Source organism: Pseudomonas sp. E1BtOHC1 (genome assembly GCF_058744285.1).
The window spans coordinates 1,830,790-1,848,672 of record NZ_CP196023.1 but is presented as its reverse complement, the minus strand read 5'-3'; the positions used below and the strand labels follow the sequence as shown (position 1 = coordinate 1,848,672).

Below are 17,883 nucleotides of genomic sequence, written 5' to 3'. Positions count from 1 at the left end.
CCACCCATGCTGAGTAAAAAGATTCGCAACATCCTGATATTCGGGATCATCGCCCTGCTGTTCGCGGCGGTCGGTTACTGGAACATCAGCCCAGAGCGCTTCCTCGACAAGCCGGTAGTGCAGGTCGACGAGAACGCCATCGACTATTACGTGATCAACGCCCGCAGCGTGCAGTACCTGCCTGACGGCAAGCTGCAGTACGAAATGACCTCGGACAAAGTGGAGCACGTCAAGGCCAGCGAAGTGACGCTGCTGACCAAACCGGACCTGCAGATGTACCGCGGCACCACTTTCCCCTGGCACGTCCAGAGCGAGCGAGGCGAAGTCAATCCGGACGGCACCGAGGTCGAACTGATCGATTCGGTAAGGGTTTCCCGCACCGATGAGCACAACCGCAACCTGCTGATCACCACCAGCCGCATGACAGTATTCCCGCAGAAGCAATATGCGCAGACCGAGCAAGCCGTTAGAATCGACGGCGCCGGCGGCGTGACTACGGCCAAGGGAATGAAAGCGTATTTGAAAGACGGCAGGATGAACCTGCTATCGAACGTAAGAGGACAGTATGAGGCTCGTTAAAACCCTCCCTATTTTGCTCAGTCTGGGCGCAGCACTGGGAAGCGTGAGCGCCTGGGCTCTGCCGAACGATAGCCAACAGCCGATCCGCATCCAGGCCGACGACGCCCAGTTGGACGACAAGAACGGCGTGGCCACCTACAAGGGCGATGTGATCATCACCCAGGGGTCGATGAAGATCACCGGCAACACCGTGACCATCACCCGAGCCAAGAGCGGCGAAATCGACGTAGTGACGTCGGTGGGCAACCTCGCCTACTTCGAGCAGTTGCAGAAGCAGACCGACCCGAAACCGGTTCAGGCCTACGCTGTGACCATCCAGTACCACGCTCAGCAGAATCGCATCGTGCTGATCGACAAGGCCAAGGTCATCAACGACGGCAACACCACCGAAGGCGAGAAGATCGTCTACGACACCGTCAAGCAAGTGGCTAACGCCGGTCGCGCCAATGGCAGCTCGGTCACCGCACCACGTCCGCGGATCGACATGGTCATCCAGCCGAAAAAGAAAACCGACGAGCAAAAGGCCCAGTAATGGCAACTCTGAAAGCTCAGCACCTGGCCAAGAGCTACAAGAGCCGCCAGGTCGTGCGTGATGTCAGCCTGTCCATCGACAGCGGCCAGATCGTCGGCCTGCTCGGCCCCAACGGCGCCGGCAAGACCACCTGCTTCTACATGATCGTCGGCCTGGTCCAGGCCGATCAGGGCCGCGTCCTGATCGACGACCTAGATGTCAGCCACCAACCGATGCACGGTCGCGCTCGCGCCGGCATCGGCTACCTGCCCCAGGAAGCTTCGATCTTCCGCAAGCTGTCGGTGGCCGACAACATCACGGCCATCCTCGAGACCCGCAAGGAACTCGACAAGGCCGGCCGTCGCCAGGAACTGGAAAGCCTGCTGCAGGAGTTCCACATCAATCACATCCGCGACAACCTCGGCATGAGCCTGTCCGGTGGTGAACGCCGCCGCGTGGAAATCGCCCGCGCCCTGGCCACTGCCCCCAAGTTCATCCTGCTGGACGAACCCTTTGCCGGCGTGGACCCGATCTCGGTCGGCGATATCAAGCAGATCATCCACCACCTGAAGGCCAAGGGCATTGGGGTGCTGATCACCGACCACAACGTCCGCGAAACCCTGGACATCTGTGAAACCGCCTATATCGTCAATGACGGGCAACTGATCGCCGAAGGCGACTCCGAGACCATCCTGGCCAACGAACTGGTCAAGGAAGTCTACCTGGGCCATGAGTTCCGCCTGTAAAGGCTGAGGTGTCGGGCTAGATGCCAGAGCGCCAGGAACAATAAATCCCTACAAATTTTATTGTTACAGCGCTCTAGGCAAACACTTCAGTTTCAGGCATATAATTTGCTTATGTTTGGCGCTCCGGCGCCCTGTAGTGGATGGCGCATGTGCGCCGGCAAATAAGGTGTTAAGCCCCTGCCATGAAACCATCGCTAGTCCTGAGAATGGGCCAGCAGCTGACGATGACACCGCAGCTGCAACAGGCCATCCGCCTGCTCCAATTGTCGACCCTGGACCTGCAACAGGAAATCCAGGAAGCCCTGGAGTCCAACCCGATGCTCGAACGCCAGGAAGATGGCGAAGACTTCGACAACAGCGACCCCTTGGCCGACAACACAGAGTCCAAACCCAACACCGAGATCCAGGAACCCTCCTACCAGGAAACCGCCCCCACGGTGGATAACCTCGAGGAAGGCGAATGGAACGAACGCATCCCCAACGAACTGCCGGTGGACACCGCCTGGGAAGACGTCTACCAGACCAGCGCCAGCAGCCTGCCCAGCAGCGATGACGATGAGTGGGACTTCACCACTCGCACATCGGCCGGCGAGAGCCTGCAAAGCCACCTGCTCTGGCAACTGAACCTGGCGCCGATGTCGGATACCGACCGCCTGATCGCCGTGACCCTGATCGATTGCATCAACAATCAGGGCTACCTGGACGAGACCCTTGAAGAAATTCTCGAGGCCTTCGATCCGGAATTGGACATCGAACTGGACGAGATCGAAGCCGTCCTGCACCGCATCCAGCAATTCGAGCCGGCCGGCATCGGCGCCCGCAACCTGGGCGAATGCCTCCTGCTGCAACTGCGCCAACTGCCAGCGAAAACTCCCTGGCTGAGCGAAGCCCAGCGCCTGGTCAGTGACTACATCGACCTCCTGGGCAGTCGCGACTACAGCCAGCTGATGCGCCGCATGAAGCTCAAGGAAGACGAACTGCGTCAGGTCATCGAACTGGTGCAGAGCCTCAACCCGCGCCCGGGCTCACAGATCGAATCCAGCGAAGCCGAATACGTGGTCCCGGACGTCATCGTGCGCAAGGACAACGAGCGCTGGCTGGTGGAATTGAATCAGGAGTCCGTGCCACGCCTGCGGGTCAACGCACAGTACGCCGGCTTTGTTCGCCGCGCCGACACCAGTGCCGACAACACCTTCATGCGCAATCAGTTGCAGGAAGCTCGCTGGTTCATCAAGAGCCTGCAGAGCCGCAACGAAACCCTGATGAAAGTCGCCACTCAGATCGTCGAGCACCAACGCGGCTTCCTGGAGTACGGCGACGAAGCCATGAAACCTCTGGTTCTGCACGACATCGCCGAAGCTGTGGGCATGCACGAATCGACCATTTCCCGTGTGACCACGCAAAAATTCATGCATACCCCCCGGGGCATATATGAACTGAAATACTTTTTCTCCAGCCACGTCAGCACCTCCGAAGGCGGCGAATGCTCGTCCACGGCGATCCGCGCGATCATCAAAAAACTGGTGGCTGCGGAAAATCAGAAAAAGCCGTTGAGTGACAGCAAGATCGCTGGTTTACTGGAGGCACAAGGCATTCAGGTAGCCCGTCGTACCGTCGCCAAGTACCGCGAATCCCTTGGGATCGCGCCTTCCAGCGAACGGAAGCGGTTGATGTAGCCGCCGGGCTGGCCACAGCGTTTCAGAGTGTGTTTGAAACAGGTCGAAAGTCGGTTTCAAACGCGGTCTAGGTGGCAGGCAACCCAGCCTGCCGCGTTATGCACTGGCAACGAAGGAGAAGCTGTATGCAAGTCAACATCAGTGGACACCAACTCGAAGTGACTGAACCTCTGCGCGCTTACATCGGCGAGAAACTCGACCGGCTGGAGCGGCACTTCGACAAGATTACCAATGTGCAGGTCACCATGGCTGTCGAGAAGCTGAAGCAGAAAATCGAAGCCACCCTGCACATCCACGGTGGGGAGGTCGTCGCCAATGCAGAACATGACGATATGTATGCCGCAATTGACCTGCTCACGGACAAGCTTGACCGCCAACTGAAAAAGCATAAGGAAAAGCAACTCCACCTTCTCCAAGGCACGGGTCGCTAACACTCCCCTCCCATGATCCGACTTGAAAGCATCCTGACCCCCGGCCGTTCCTTGGTGAACGTGCCGGGCGGCAGTAAAAAACGCGCCCTCGAACAAATTGCCAACCTGATCAGCCGCGAAGTGCCTGATCTGGAGATGCAGGATGTCTTCGAGAGCCTGATCGCCCGTGAAAAACTCGGTTCCACCGGTTTTGGCAACGGCATCGCCATTCCCCACTGCCGCCTCAAAGGCTGCGAGTCGCCTATCAGTGCGCTGATGCACCTGGACGCTCCAATCGACTTCGACGCCATCGACGGTGCCCCGGTGGATCTGCTGTTCGTCCTCCTGGTTCCGGAAGCCGCTACCGACGCACACCTGGAACTGCTCCGGCAGATCGCCAGCATGCTCGATCGCAAGGAAGTCCGTGACCGACTGCGCAGTGCCACCAGCAATGAAGCCTTGTATCAGGTTGTCCTGGACGAGCAAAACGGTCAGTAATCATGCGCTTGATCATTGTCAGCGGCCGCTCCGGCTCAGGTAAAAGCACCGCCCTCGATGTTCTTGAGGACCACGGCTACTACTGCATCGACAACCTTCCCGCCGGCTTGCTGCCCGAGCTGGCCGAGCGCGCGTTGATTCACACGGAACTGGCACAACCTCTGGTGGCGGTTTCCATCGACGCCCGAAACCTGCCCAGCCATCTGTCGCGCTTCCCCGAGTTGCTGGAAGAAGTACGCAGCCGGCATATCCAGTGCGACGTGCTCTATCTGGACGCCGACGAGGAAACCCTGCTCAAGCGCTTCTCGGAAACCCGGCGGCGTCACCCGCTGAGCAGTGCCAATCGCTCGCTGGCCGAAGCCATCCACGATGAAACCCAGCTGCTGGGCCCCATCGTCGATCTGGCCGACCTCAAGGTCAACACCACCAATCTGAACCTCTACCAACTGCGGGACACCATCAAGCTGCGCCTGCTGAACCAACCCGAACCCGGGACTGCGTTCCTGGTGGAGTCTTTCGGTTTCAAGCGCGGCATGCCGGTGGACGCCGATCTGGTATTCGACGTGCGCTGCCTGCCCAATCCGTATTGGAAGCCCGAACTACGCGCCCAATCCGGGCTGGACGCACCTGTGGCCGAATACCTGGCCGCACAGCCCGATGTCGAGGAAATGTTCCAGGACATCTCCAGCTATCTGCTCAAGTGGCTGCCACGTTTCGCTGCCAGCAATCGCGCTTATGTAACCATTGCCATTGGTTGCACCGGCGGGCACCACCGCTCCGTGTACCTGACCGAGCGCCTGGGCCAGGTCCTGCAAAAATCCCTGAAGAACGTCCAGGTTCGCCACCGCGACCTTAGCTGAAAGGATCTACCCCGCGATGCCAGCTCTGGAAATCGAAATCATCAACAAACTGGGCCTGCATGCCCGTGCCTCAGCCAAATTCGTCGGCGTAGCGGGGCAGTTCCCCTGCCAGATCCGCGCCGGCAGGAGCCCGGAATCCATGGTGGACGGCAAAAGCATCATGGCCATGATGATGCTCGCCGCAGGCAAGGGCACCAAGATTCATCTGAAGACCGAAGGCGAGCAGGAACAGGAAGCGCTGAATGCGCTGGTGGCATTGATCAACAACTACTTCGACGAGGGCGAGTAAGCCCCTCCGGGCCACTCGCCAAGCGCCCCTCAGGCGAGCGCCGTATCCATCACCATCATCAGGCAAAAGCCGATGCACAAGCCGAGGCTGGCGAGCTTTTCGTGACCATTGCGACGGGACTCGGGAATCACTTCGTGAGTCACCACCAGCAACATGGCTCCCGCCGCCAGGGCCAACCCCAGCGGCAGCAGCACCTGCGCCAGACTCACCAACCAGGCACAGAGCAAGGCAAAGACCGGCTCCACCAAACCTGAAGCGGCGCCAATCAGGAATGCCCTGACCCGCGACATCCCCGCCCCCGCCAGCACCAGTGCGATCACCAGTCCCTCCGGCACATCCTGCAGGGCAATCCCCATGGCCAGGCTGTCCGCATCTGCCATGCCGCCCCCTGCCGACACCCCCACCGCCATGCCTTCCGGAATGTTGTGGGCAATGATGGCGAAGACAAACAGCCAGATGCGTGGCGCAATCACCGGATGTTCCGCCGTGCCGACCAGGACTTCGGGGCTCGCGCCCGAGACCTTGCGATCCACCAGGAACAAACCAAAGGCACCCAGCATGATGCCGGCGCAAACCAGGCCACTGGAGCCCCAGGCAGACAAACCCAAGTCTTGAGCGGCGGCAATACCGGGAACGATCAGCGAAAACGCCGTCGCCGCCAGCATCACCCCAGCGCCAAAACCCAGCAACGTATCGCTCACGGCCATCGGCATTCTGCGGATCACCAGCACCGGGACCGCCCCTAGTGCCGTGCCCAATGCGCAGATCGAGCCACCCTGCAAGGCGCGCAACAACCTTGGTTCCAGATTCAGCCAGCTCAGCCCTTGAGCCACCAGCAACGCAGTCCCCGCCAACAGCAACAGCGAACCGAAGGCATAACGAAACATCCGTCCGCTGCTGATCGCCAGTGTTTCAGTGCCCATAATCGGCCTTAGATCTTGTTATGAATGGAGGTATCAGGCCATCGCGGCCTGATAGCGTTGCGCGACTTCCGGCCAATTGATCACGTTGTAGAACGCATTGATGTATTCCGGCCGACGGTTCTGATAACGCAGGTAGTAGGCGTGCTCCCACACGTCCAGACCGAGAATCGGCGTGTTGCCATTCATCAGCGGGCTGTCCTGGTTACCGCTGCTTTCCACCACCAGTTTTTTCTCCGGAGTCACGCTGAGCCAGGCCCAGCCACTGCCGAAGCGGGTCAGCGCAGCCTTGGTGAACGCCTCCTTGAAGCTCTCGAAACCACCCAGTTGCTGCTCGATTGCCTGACCCAGGGCACCCTCGGGCTTACCGCCACCTGCTGGGGTCATGACCGCCCAGAACAGCGAATGGTTAGCGTGGCCTCCCCCTTGGTTGATCACCGCGGCCCGAAGTTTTTCCGGCAGTTGCTGGACACTGGCCACCAGTTTTTCGACTTCCCAGCCCGCCCATTCAGTGCCCTCTACAGCGGCATTGAGATTGTTGATGTAGGTCTGGTGGTGCTTGCTGTAGTGAATCTCCATGGTTTGCGCATCGATGTGCGGTTCCAGCGCGTCATAGGCATAAGGCAGTGCAGGCAAGGTAAAGGACATATCAATGGGCTCCGTAAGAGGGGCTGTCGGCTAGCGGGCTGTCGGCTGACAGGCCCGCGACGTTGCTGTCCAGCAAACGATGAGTACGGGGGTACTCACCGTGATCACCGATGAAATTCAGCAGTTCGACGTAGGTCTTGCTGCTCTGGCGCAAAGCCGCTTCGCGCAAGGCAGGGCTGAGGCGGTTGTCCTGCATGGTTTGCAGCAGGCGCTGATGGATCGCGCAGAGGTACTCCGCGCTCTCCTCCGGTTGGTTCAGGCGCAAATGCAGGTCCGCCAGGTTGTGATGGGAAATCACACAGGCTGCCACCGCCTCGTCGGCATCCCCCCAGCGCTCGAACAACACCTGGGCCAAGGCCAATGCCTGCAGGTAGAACTCGCGAGCGTCCACCAGTTCGCCCTGCATAAAGAGACGATTGGCCCTTTCGATCGTGCGTTTCCAGTGCTCCATGGTGAGCCTCCAAAGCGGTGTTGGGATTACACGCCGCCTGCGGTGAGTTTTTCCGGGTCCAACAGGACCTCAAGCTGGCTGCGTGGCAGATCAGTGAGTTCAAGCGCCACGTCGATCACCGGGCGACCTTGCTTGTAGGCGGTCTTGGCGATTTCTGCGGCCTTCTGATAACCGATGATCGGGTTCAGAGCAGTCACCAGGATCGGGTTGCGTGACAGCGCTTCCTTGAGCTTGGGTTCGTTGACCTTGAAGCTGGCAATCGCCTTGTCCGCCAACAGGCGACTGGAGTTGGCCAGCAGCTCAATACTGCCGAGCAGGTTCTGGGCGATGATCGGCAGCATCACGTTGAGCTCGAAGTTGCCCGACTGCCCGGCCACGGTGATGGTGCTGTCGTTACCAATGACTTGGGCTGCGACCATCGCCACGGCTTCCGGAATCACCGGATTGACCTTGCCCGGCATGATCGAGGAACCCGGCTGCAGCCCCTCCAGCTCGATTTCGCCAAGCCCCGCCAATGGGCCGGAGTTCATCCAGCGCAGGTCGTTGGCGATCTTCATCAACGACACCGCAGTGGCCTTGAGCTGGCCGGATACCGTGACCGCCGTGTCCTGTGAGCCGATCAGGGCGAACAGGTTCTTGCCCGGGGTGAACTGCACCTGGGTCAGCTTGCTCAACTGCTGACTGAAGCGCGCGGCGAACTCGGGGTGAGCGTTGATTCCGGTGCCCACCGCGGTGCCGCCCTGAGCCAGGGCCTGCAGGCTCGGCAGCAGGTCCTGCAAGTGAGCGATATTGGCCTTGAGCTGCTGTGCCCAACCGTCCAGTACCTGGCTCATTCGCACTGGCATCGCATCCATCAGGTGGGTACGACCGGTCTTGATGAAGGGGTGCACCTGCACCGCCTTGCGCTCGATGACCTCCACCAGATGCACCAGTGCCGGCAGCAATTGCTCATGCAGGGTCAGGGCTGCGCTGACGTGAATGGTGGTAGGAATGATGTCGTTGCTGCTCTGGCCACAGTTGACGTGGTCATTGGGGTTGACCGGCTCGCCCAACAAGCGGCTGGCCAGGGTCGCCAGCACTTCGTTGGCGTTCATGTTGGAACTGGTACCGGAGCCGGTCTGGAAGATGTCCACCGGGAAGTGCTGCATGAAGTCGCCTTCCAGCAAGCCCTGGGCGGCATCGACGATGGCCTTGCCCTGGGACGCGCTGAGCTGCCCAAGCTCGACGTTGGCCTTGGCCGCCGCGGCCTTGGCCAGGATCAGCGCACGAATGAAGGCTGCCGGCATGCGTTGCCCGCTGATGGGAAAGTTATCCACCGCACGCTGGGTCTGCGCGCCATACAGGGCCTGCTCCGGGACCTGCAGCTCGCCCATGCTGTCGCGTTCGATACGGGTATTACTCATCGGGAAATCCTTGCACCAGTTCAATCAGAGGAATGGAAGGCAGCAGCGAGCAGGTCGCCAGTTGCCAGGCATGGCTTTGCCAGCGCTTGAGCCGGCACTTGCACAAAGACAACCGCTCCATGTCGCGCAAAGGCCGCCAGGCCTGATCCAGGCACAGGCTTCGCCAGTGCCAGGGCAGCGCAGTATCGGTAGCGGTATCGATCAACAAACGGAAAGAGGTTTCAGCGACGGTCCAGGCCGACATCGCGGTGCAGCAGGCCAGGTAGCGGCCCTCGGCGAGGTAATGCTCGATCAGACGCGGTTCGTCCGGTTCCAGTGCGCAACGGATCTGGCGACTCATCCAGCGCCAGCTTTCGAGGTAGGGCTGCTCGTGCAAGGCAGAACTCATGACCTGGGCTCATTGAATAATGATTTTCATTATTAAATGATATTGAGAATCAAATCAATCTGGCTTGTACGATTTTTGCCCAACTTTTGTAGGAGCCGGCGTGCCGGCGAATGGGCTCTTGCGCCTGGTGTCGGACGTCAGGACGCCTTCGCTGGCAAGCCAGCTCTACAAAGCGCCAGGCATAAAAAAACGCGCCACCCGGGGAGGTGGCGCGTTGGGGTGACTCAGGACGGCGGTCAGCTGCCGGCGACAGTCATGCGTTCGATCAGCACCGAGCCGGTGCGAATGTTGCTGCGCAGTTCCAGGTCGTTACCCACGGCAATGATCTGCTTGAACATGTCCCGCAAATTACCGGCAATGGTCACTTCCTGTACCGCGAACTGGATTTCGCCGTTCTCGACCCAGAAACCCGCTGCACCACGGGAATAATCCCCAGTGACCATGTTCAGGCCATGCCCCATCAGCTCGGTCACCAACAGACCACGCCCCATGCGCCGAAGCAGCGCAGCCTGATCTTCGTCGCCATGGGTGACGAACAGGTTGTGCACCCCACCGGCATTGGCGGTGCTCGGCATGCCCAGCTTGCGCCCGGAATAGGTGCCCAGCACATAGGACACCAACTCCCCATCCTTGACGAACGGCTTGGCGTAAGTGGCCAGGCCATCACCATCGAACGCCGAACTGCCCATGGCGCGCATCAGGTGCGGACGCTCATCGATGGTCAGCCACTGGGGAAACAGTTGCTGGCCCAATGCACCTTCAAGGAAGGATGATTTGCGATACAAATTGCCACCGGAAATCGCGCCGAGAAAACTGCCGAACAGGCCACCGGCCAGTTCCGCGGAAAACAGCACCGGCACTTCGCAGGTCGGCACCGGACGGGCGCCAAGCCGGCTAGCTGCGCGCTGGGCGGCACGCTGACCAATGCTCGCAGGGTCGGCCAGCAACTGGCCCTGGCGATTGACGTCGTACCAGTAGTCGCGCTGCATCTGGCCATTGACCTCGGCAATCATCACGCAGCTCAGACTGTGGCGGGTGGAAGCATAACCACCGATGAAACCGTGGCTGTTGCCATACACCCGGCAGCCCTGGTGGGTGCTCAGAGTAGTGCCGTCGGCATTCTTGATCCGACTGTCGGCAGCAAAGGCCGCTGCTTCACAGGCCAGGGCCTGCTCGATGGCCTGCTCTGGGGTGATGTCCCAGGCGTGGAACAGATCGAAGTCCTTCAGGTCCTTGGCCATCAAGGATGCATCGGCCAGCCCCGAGGCCTCGTCTTCGGAGGTGTGCTTGGCGATCGCCAGGGCCGCGGCCACGGTTTCACGAATGGCCTCGGGACCGCTGGCAGAAGTGCTGGCCGAACCCTTGCGCTGGCCCACATAGAGGGTGATGCCAAAGCCCTGGTCGCGGTTGAACTCCACGGTCTCCACTTCCCGCTGGCGCACCGACGTCGACAACCCCTGCTCCAGGGACACCGCTACTTCGCAGGCACTGGCCCCCTGGCGCTTGGCCTCGGCAACGATCTGCTCGACTTGCTCCTGCAGGGCCGGCAAAGCCTGTGGGCCGACGCTTTGTGCTGCACTCATGCTGTTCTCCACTCAAATTCTGCTTTCGATTAAGGCCGGCGAGCGACCGGGCCGGACAAGCGGCCCTCGACTGGTTATCATGGCGGCGTTTCTTTGCGGACTGCCACCATGGTTGATTCTTACGACGACTCCCTCGATGGGGAGAAAAGCAAATCCCAGGTCAAACGCGAGCTGCATGCTCTGGTTGATCTCGGCGAGCGCCTTACCACTCTCAAGCCTGACTTGCTGAACAAACTGCCTCTGACCGACGCCTTGCGCCGGGCCCTGGCGGATGCACCCAAGCACGTCGCTCATATCGCCCGAAAGCGCCACCTGCAATTCATCGGCAAGCTGATGCGGGACCAGGACACCGACGCGATTCTGCAACTGCTTGACCAACTCGACGCCTCCACCCGGCAGTACAACGAACGCTTCCATAACCTGGAACGTTGGCGCGACCGCCTGATCGGCGGTGGCGATGACGTACTGGAGAAGTTCGTCGGTGAATACCCGGACGCCGATCGCCAGCAACTGCGTTCCCTGATCCGTCAGGCCCAGCACGAGGTGGCCCATAACAAGGCGCCGGCCTCCAGCCGTAAAATCTTCAAGTACATCCGCGAACTGGACGAGACCCAACGCGGTCTGCGTTGAGTCCTCCACGGGTGAGCTGCCCAGCAGCTCACCCGGCGCCCTCTTCTCTTATGCCCCTGTACCACCCACGGTGATCGCGTCGATCTTCAAGGTCGGCTGGCCGACGCCTACCGGCACTGATTGCCCATCCTTGCCGCAGGTGCCGACGCCGCTGTCCAGGGACAGGTCATTGCCCACCATCGAAACCCGGCTCATGGCTTCCGGACCGTTGCCGATCAGAGTCGCGCCCTTGACCGGGGCGGTGATCTTGCCGTCTTCGATCAGATACGCCTCGCTGGTGGAGAACACGAACTTGCCGCTGGTGATGTCCACCTGGCCGCCGCCAAGGTTGGCGCAGTAGATGCCCTTCTTCACCGAGGCGATGATTTCCGCCGGATCGCTTTCGCCACCCAGCATGTAAGTGTTGGTCATGCGTGGCATCGGCAGGTGCGCGTAGGACTCACGACGTCCGTTGCCGGTACGGGCCACACCCATCAGGCGGGCGTTGAGCTTGTCCTGCATATAGCCCTTGAGCACGCCGTTCTCGATCAGGGTGGTGCATTCGGTCGGGGTGCCTTCATCGTCCACGCTCAGGGACCCGCGACGCCCGGCCAGGGTGCCGTCGTCGACGATGGTGCAGAGTTTGGAAGCCACCATCTCGCCCATGCGGCCGCTGTAGGCCGAACTGCCCTTGCGGTTGAAGTCACCCTCCAGGCCGTGGCCCACAGCTTCGTGCAGCAGCACCCCGGACCAGCCGGAGCCGAGCACCACCGGCAAAGTGCCGGCCGGCGCCGGAATGGCCTCGAGATTGACCAGGGCCTGGCGCAGCGCTTCACGGGCATACCCCATGGCCCGGTCTTCGCTGAGGAAATAGCGGTAATCGGTACGCCCGCCACCACCGTGGCCACCGCGCTCGCGTCGGCCATTGTGCTCGACGATGACGCTGACATTGAAGCGCACCAGCGGCCGCACATCCGCCGCCAGACCGCCGTCAGTCGAGGCTACCAGGATCCGCTCCCAGACCCCGGCCATGCTCACGCTGACCTGCTGGATACGCGGGTCCAGGGCACGGGTCGCCGCATCGACGCGCTTGAGCAACTCGACCTTCTCGGCCCGGCTGATGACTTCCAGAGGGTTGTCCGGTGCGTAAAGCTGCGCCACGTCCTGGGTCGAGAACGCCTGCACGGTGCCGTTCTGCCCGGCCCGGGAGATCGAACGCGCAGCACGGGCCGCCAGCCCCAAGGCTTCCAGGGTGATGGCGTTGCTGTAGGCAAAGCCGGTCTTCTCACCGGACTGCGCACGCACCCCAACCCCTTGGTCGAGGTTGAAACTGCCTTCCTTGACGATCCCGTCTTCCAGGGACCAGGACTCGGAAATCTGCCCCTGGAAATACAGGTCGGCGGCATCGATGCCCGGGCCGGCCAGATCCCCGAGCACGCCCTGCAAGCTTTCGATGGTCACGCCGCCAGGGGCTAGAAGATGTTCACTGACTGAGGACAACAACCCGCTCATATGCTTTGGCCTTAAATTCGTCGTACTTATGCAAGCCGTTGAACGCCTTGCGAGAAAATGCGCCGGTGACTGACCACCGGCATCCGCGCCCGGATGGACGCCTGTTCACTGCTGTCGCGCTCGGCCAGCAGCACGCCCTCACCTTGATCCTGCTCCGCCAGCAAGCGTCCCCAAGGGTCGACGATGGCCGCATGGCCGTAGGTTTCCCGGGGGCCGGGGTGGACTCCGCCCTGGGCCGCCGCCAGCAGGTAGCACTGGGTTTCAATGGCCCGAGCCCGGATCAGCACCTCCCAGTGCGCGGCGCCGGTCACAGCGGTAAAAGCCGAAGGCGCGGTAATCAATTCAGCGCCAGCGGCCCGCAATTCGCTGTACAGCTCGGGAAAGCGCAGGTCATAACAGACCGTCAGCCCCAACCGGCCCACCGGCGTATCCGCCACCACCACTCGGTTTCCATGAGCATAGTCATCGGATTCACGATAGCGTCCGCGATTGTCCGCCACGTCGACATCGAACAGATGCAGCTTGTCGTAACGCGCCACGATCTGCCCCTGATCATCCACCAACAATGAACAGGCATTGGACTTGGCCTCTGGCTGATCCTTGGGGGGCAGCGGCAAGGTCCCGGCCACAATCCATAACCTGAGGTCGCGGGCGGTCTGTTTCAACCATGGCAGGATCGGACCTTCGCCCAGGGCTTCTGCACGACCGATGGCTGCCATGTCACGGCGGCCCATGGCGGCGAAATTTTCCGGCAGGACCGCCAGCGTTGCACCGCCGGCAGCGGCTCGCTCGAGCAGGCCCCGGGCCTGCAGCAGATTGGCCAGAACATCGCTCTGGCTGACCATTTGAATCACCGCAAGAGACATGGCGTACTCCGTATTGGGTAGGCCGCCATGCTACTCCATAGGCGTGAATCGAGGATTCTCAAAACGGCTTGTCGAAGGTGATTTTCGGCTCTTTCCACGGGCCCTTGACGTTGTATTTGACGCTGGCAAAGCGCGCCACGCGATCACCGATCAACTTGTCGATCAGGAACAACGCCCCACCCACCGCCGGCGCCCCGACAATCAGCGCGGCAATCGGCAGGTTGTTGGTGACCGGCAGGGTCACCAGCAGCTTGGCATCCACTTGATCAGCCACCATATCCAAGGTGCCATTGAGCTCCAGGTTGCTCGACGGCCCGGTCAGGGTGATCGGCTCGCGAGTGACGTACACGCCGTTGCTCGCCGCCAGCACACCCTTGACCCGGTCATAACTCAGGCCCTTGCCGAACAGGTCGGAGAAGTCCAGGCGCAGGCGCCGGCCGATGGAGTTGAAGTTGAGCAAGCCGAACACCCGCAGTGCCTGGGCGCCGCCTTCGACTTCGACGAACTGGCCCTTGCGCAGGGTGGCGTCCAGGCTGCCGGAGAAGCGTTTCAAGCCCACCCAGGCCGGTGAGCCCGGCCAGCGGCCATCGACGTCCAGGTGAAAGTCCTCACTGGTCACGGTCGGCGCGAAGCCCCAGCCCTTGAGCACGTCAGCCAGGTTCTGGCCGCCAATACGGCCACGGTACCAACTGTTGCTGGCACCGGCCTGGCCTTCCCAGCCCCCCTCGCCTTGCAACTGCATGCCCTTGAGGCCCAGGTCCAGGCCATTGAAGACCATGCCCTTGGCCGTCGGCCGGACCTTGAGCGCCCAGCGGCCGATCAGGTCCTGCCCTTGGAACAGCTGGGCAATGGAAATATCCAGTGGCGGAACGTTCTTCGGGTCCACCGAAGCCAAAGGGTCAGGTGCATTTTCATCGGCCTGGGCCGCCGGGTCGGCAGCCGGCAGACGCACATACGCCATGTCGATGACCATCGGCGCCACCTTGGCATCGGGAATCCCGACTTTGCCCTTGGCCTGTTGACTGTCGATCTGCAGCTCCCAGGCAGCCGGCTTTCGGCTCAGCAGCAGATTGACCTGGTCCAGCGTGGTGCCGAAGGCGCTGAGCTTGCGGACCTTGAAGTCCGCACTGCTGAGCAACTGCTTGGCACTGCCCCCCGGGTCCTGCCCGGCATAGCGATCCACCAGCGCTTTCCACGGCTCCACATCCAGCTCGGACAGAATCCCCCGCACCCGCAGTCCCTTGCCCGCAGGCAGCAAGGCCGCACCGTCGCCGAGGAACAGTTCGCCCCGGCCCTCGGCGAACTTGCCGCTGGGCGCCGCGAAGGTGAAGTCGGCCAACTCACCGTATTTGAACCAGTAGCGCCGCTCGGCCCCTTGCAGGGTCATGCGAAACACACTGTTACGCCCGGTGCTGGCGGCCATGCCGAACGGCGCCGGCAGGTCCACCGCCACGCCCTTGAGGCTGGAGCTGACCATCAATTGGCTGTCGGCACCATCAAGGTTCAGTTGCAACTGATAGGGCACTTCGCCAGACACCGGCAACGGCTGGCTGACTTTCAACCAATCGGTGAGCTTCTTCACCGTAACCTGGCCCTTGGCAACCACCCGGGTATTGGGTTTGCCTGGCTTGCCATCGGCAAAGATCTGCGCCGTGACCGGCCGATCGAACGCCTGGGCACTGATCCCTGTACCGCTCAGCCCCCTGGCACTGTCAAAGCGGAAGTCGCCCTTGAGCTGAGTCAGTTCCAGTTCGGGTTCACTGAGTTTGAGGCGGGCCTTGTCGGTCTTGAAGTCCACCACGATCTTCGGTTCTTCGCCTTTGACCAGGGGGATGTCCAGGTTCAGCTTGCCTTGCAGATCGCCCTCGCCCTGCCAGCCGGCAAAGGTCGAGCCGGTGCCGATCGGCGCTTCCTGCAGAATCTTCACCCCGTCACCCAGGCCGCCGGCAAAACTGCCGTCGATGAACATGTGGATGCTCTGACCGGCGACGGAATGGGGAATGTTGACGAAAACATCCCGCACCTTGGTGTCCAACAGCTGCCCCTTGCTGGCGACAATGCGTACGCCGCTGTCTTCGACGAACACGTCGCCACTGATCTTGCTCAGGTGCGGCCAGCCCGGCTGGAACGCCAGTTCGGCGTCATGCACCTTGAAAAACAGACTGATGCTGCGAGCCGCCTCGATAGCGTCATGGTTCAACGAACCCTGGTACTGGAAGAAACCCTCATCCACCGCGCCCTTAAGGATCGCCGTGCGCAGCCATTCATCCAGCGCCGGACTGAGCACCTGGGGCAGGTACTTGGCGGTGTAGCGCCCATCGCCGTCCACCAGGCCGACCCGCAAGTCCATGTAGTCTTCCTGGCTGTGGTCGAAGTGCAGCCGGATCAGGAAATCGCCGGCAATCTTGCCCTCTTCTCCCTGCACCTTGAGGTAGGGGGCGATCAGGGTGAAACCTTGCTTGTCCAGCTTCCAGGTCAGGGTGGCGTTGGCCTGGATGTACTGCCAGGGCTTGGCGAAGATCGGATACAGGTGCAGGGAAAAATCCTTGCTGTCCATGCGCAGCTCGCCCTGGCCCAGGTCGCCGCTGATACTGCCGCTGACGTTTCGCGCCGCCGGAGCGCCGTGATAGGCATCGAAGCCGACCCGGTCGAGGTTGGCGGCAAAGCTCAGCCGTTGGTCGCCGGTGTTCTGTGGGCGATAGTCGAGCAGCACATTGCGCAACCCTCCAGTGACCTTCAAACGTTCGATGGTGGTGGCCAGGCCTTCCGGCAACGGTACCAGGGCATCGAGGATCGGCGTGATCGGCGTCAGGTCCAGGCGATCAGCCTGTACATGCCAGAGCTCTTCGGTTTTTTCGCTGGCGTTGCTTTGCTGCAGCTGCAGCCGCGACTCCCAACGAGTATCGCCCAGGTTCAGCGCCAGGGAGTCGAGCTGCACCTGCAGGCCTTGCTCGCTGCGCTGGAAGAAGGCGTTCAACGCCAGGTTCTTCAGGGTAACCGGGGTCCGCTCGGCGTAGGCTCCGGTGAACTGAGGGGCATTCAGGCGCAGCGCAGCGCTCTGCACTGTGCCCTTGGCCCAGTTCAGCCACAACTCGCCACCGGCCTTGAGTTCAGACAGTTTCCATTGCCGGGTCAGGCGGGCCGGCAGCCAGCGCGACCAGTCGCTTTGCGGCAGGCTCAGGTACAGATCGGCCTGAGCCTCGCGCCAGGTATTGGCACGGATCCGGGTCCGCAGGTTCATGGCCAGGGGCTGGCCGTCCGGCAGGGTCAGACGCAGATCCAGGCGTTGACGACTAGGACCTGTACGCAGATTGAGGCCGACATAGGTCAGGGCCAGGGGCGGGTGATTCTGCGCCAGCAAGGTGACTTGGCTGTCCAAGAGAGACAGCTCTGCCACCTGCTGCAAGCGGGTCAGCAACTGCTCGGGGTCCAGCGGCTGGTCCTGCTGCGTCGGCAGACCCTCCAGCTGCCACTGGCCATCAGCGCCCTCCTTGAGGCTCAGGCTCAGGCCGCTGAGTTCCAAGCGCCCTACCCGCAAATCACGAGCCAGGAGACTGCCGAGCATATCCGGCGCCACGCTGACCTGGTCCAGACGCAGGGCATTGGCCCCCTCGCCCACCATCACATCGTGAGCCAGGAGAATCGGCGACAGCCCGCTCCAACGCCCCTCCAGACTGCCGATATGCACCGGCAAACCTACGGTCTGCTGCAACTTGGCTTCGACCTCGGCCTGATACTCAGCCACCAGCGGAGTCAGTTCCCGACCCAGGCTGACGTACAAGGCCGTCACCACCAACAGCAACGCGCAGAAGCCCAGCCCCCAGCGAATCAGCGTGGTGAACAGGCGGATCAGCCGCTCCATTTCAGTTGGCTCCCATGGCAAAAGTCATGCAAAAAGCTGAAGCCAGCCGTTTCCAGTGATGTAAAACACGGG

18 protein-coding genes are annotated in these 17,883 nt (G+C 61.5%); 9 read left to right on the top strand and 9 right to left on the bottom strand.

The window, feature by feature from the left end; all coding sequences use genetic code 11:
- Positions 1-6: 6 nt before the first annotated feature.
- The 8 genes from lptC (at position 7) to ACSSVC_RS08405 (ending at position 5,569) form a co-directional block, all read left to right on the top strand.
- Positions 7-579, top strand: coding sequence for an LPS export ABC transporter periplasmic protein LptC (gene lptC / locus ACSSVC_RS08440; RefSeq protein ID WP_346633622.1), 573 nt, complete (start codon positions 7-9; stop codon positions 577-579).
- Complete coding sequence (lptA, locus tag ACSSVC_RS08435) at positions 566-1,111, top strand: lipopolysaccharide transport periplasmic protein LptA (RefSeq protein ID WP_123727467.1); 546 nt, start codon at positions 566-568, stop codon at positions 1,109-1,111. The genes lptC and lptA overlap by 14 nt, the downstream gene beginning before the upstream one ends.
- Positions 1,111-1,836 (top strand): LPS export ABC transporter ATP-binding protein, encoded by a 726-nt coding sequence (gene lptB, locus ACSSVC_RS08430; RefSeq protein WP_492612172.1) that lies wholly within the window; start codon positions 1,111-1,113, stop codon positions 1,834-1,836. The genes lptA and lptB overlap by 1 nt, the downstream gene beginning before the upstream one ends.
- Before the next feature lie 182 nt (positions 1,837-2,018).
- Positions 2,019-3,512 (top strand): RNA polymerase factor sigma-54, encoded by a 1,494-nt coding sequence (locus ACSSVC_RS08425; protein ID WP_102861151.1) that lies wholly within the window; start codon positions 2,019-2,021, stop codon positions 3,510-3,512.
- A 125-nt stretch (positions 3,513-3,637) separates the two neighbouring features.
- Entirely contained in the window at positions 3,638-3,943 is a 306-nt protein-coding gene (hpf, locus tag ACSSVC_RS08420) for a ribosome hibernation-promoting factor, HPF/YfiA family (RefSeq protein ID WP_016966642.1), read from the top strand.
- A 12-nt stretch (positions 3,944-3,955) separates the two neighbouring features.
- On the top strand, positions 3,956-4,420 hold the full coding sequence (gene ptsN / locus ACSSVC_RS08415) for a PTS IIA-like nitrogen regulatory protein PtsN (RefSeq protein ID WP_011059267.1): 465 nt from the start codon (positions 3,956-3,958) through the stop codon (positions 4,418-4,420).
- 2 nt (positions 4,421-4,422) lie between these two features.
- A complete protein-coding gene (rapZ, locus tag ACSSVC_RS08410) occupies positions 4,423-5,280 on the top strand; it encodes an RNase adapter RapZ (protein ID WP_011059266.1) in 858 nt (285 codons plus the stop codon).
- A gap of 16 nt (positions 5,281-5,296) precedes the next feature.
- The gene (locus ACSSVC_RS08405; RefSeq protein ID WP_041115979.1) at positions 5,297-5,569 is read left to right on the top strand and encodes an HPr family phosphocarrier protein; all 273 of its coding nucleotides are present in this window, start codon (positions 5,297-5,299) and stop codon (positions 5,567-5,569) included.
- A 29-nt stretch (positions 5,570-5,598) separates the two neighbouring features.
- Here ACSSVC_RS08405 and ACSSVC_RS08400 read toward each other — a convergent pair whose 3' ends face one another.
- The 6 genes from ACSSVC_RS08400 to pmbA all read right to left on the bottom strand — a co-directional run bounded on the left by ACSSVC_RS08400 (position 5,599) and on the right by pmbA (position 10,962).
- Positions 5,599-6,492 carry a ZIP family metal transporter gene (locus ACSSVC_RS08400; RefSeq protein ID WP_213664737.1) on the bottom strand — a complete coding sequence of 298 codons (894 nt, stop codon included), beginning with the start codon at positions 6,490-6,492 and terminating at the stop codon, positions 5,599-5,601.
- Between the two features lie 33 nt (positions 6,493-6,525).
- Positions 6,526-7,137: a superoxide dismutase gene (locus ACSSVC_RS08395; RefSeq protein WP_346633623.1), complete on the bottom strand. Its 612-nt coding sequence runs from the start codon at positions 7,135-7,137 to the stop codon at positions 6,526-6,528.
- 1 nt (position 7,138) lies between these two features.
- Complete coding sequence (locus ACSSVC_RS08390; RefSeq protein WP_404938234.1) at positions 7,139-7,588, bottom strand: DUF2753 family protein; 450 nt, start codon at positions 7,586-7,588, stop codon at positions 7,139-7,141.
- Between the two features lie 26 nt (positions 7,589-7,614).
- Entirely contained in the window at positions 7,615-8,991 is a 1,377-nt protein-coding gene (locus ACSSVC_RS08385) for a class II fumarate hydratase (protein WP_404938233.1), read from the bottom strand.
- Positions 8,984-9,379 (bottom strand): FagA protein, encoded by a 396-nt coding sequence (locus ACSSVC_RS08380; RefSeq protein WP_102861146.1) that lies wholly within the window; start codon positions 9,377-9,379, stop codon positions 8,984-8,986. Before ACSSVC_RS08380 ends, ACSSVC_RS08385 begins: the two co-directional genes overlap by 8 nt.
- Positions 9,380-9,615: 236 nt before the next feature.
- Positions 9,616-10,962 carry a metalloprotease PmbA gene (gene pmbA, locus ACSSVC_RS08375; RefSeq protein ID WP_492612171.1) on the bottom strand — a complete coding sequence of 449 codons (1,347 nt, stop codon included), beginning with the start codon at positions 10,960-10,962 and terminating at the stop codon, positions 9,616-9,618.
- Positions 10,963-11,070: 108 nt separating this feature from the next.
- Between pmbA and yjgA the strand changes: the two genes are divergently transcribed.
- The gene (gene yjgA, locus ACSSVC_RS08370; protein WP_123727460.1) at positions 11,071-11,592 is read left to right on the top strand and encodes a ribosome biogenesis factor YjgA; all 522 of its coding nucleotides are present in this window, start codon (positions 11,071-11,073) and stop codon (positions 11,590-11,592) included.
- 48 nt (positions 11,593-11,640) lie between these two features.
- On the opposite strand, the gene tldD is transcribed toward yjgA, so the two are convergent.
- Genes tldD through ACSSVC_RS08355 form a run of 3 tightly spaced genes read right to left on the bottom strand, consistent with a single transcriptional unit; the run spans position 11,641 to position 17,811 of the window.
- Positions 11,641-13,083, bottom strand: a complete 1,443-nt coding sequence (gene tldD, locus ACSSVC_RS08365) for a metalloprotease TldD (RefSeq protein WP_041115974.1) — start codon at positions 13,081-13,083, stop codon at positions 11,641-11,643.
- Between the two features lie 26 nt (positions 13,084-13,109).
- Positions 13,110-13,949, bottom strand: coding sequence for a carbon-nitrogen hydrolase family protein (locus tag ACSSVC_RS08360; RefSeq protein WP_346633627.1), 840 nt, complete (start codon positions 13,947-13,949; stop codon positions 13,110-13,112).
- A gap of 58 nt (positions 13,950-14,007) precedes the next feature.
- Positions 14,008-17,811, bottom strand: a complete 3,804-nt coding sequence (locus tag ACSSVC_RS08355) for a YhdP family protein (protein ID WP_492612170.1) — start codon at positions 17,809-17,811, stop codon at positions 14,008-14,010.
- Positions 17,812-17,883: the final 72 nt, after the last annotated feature.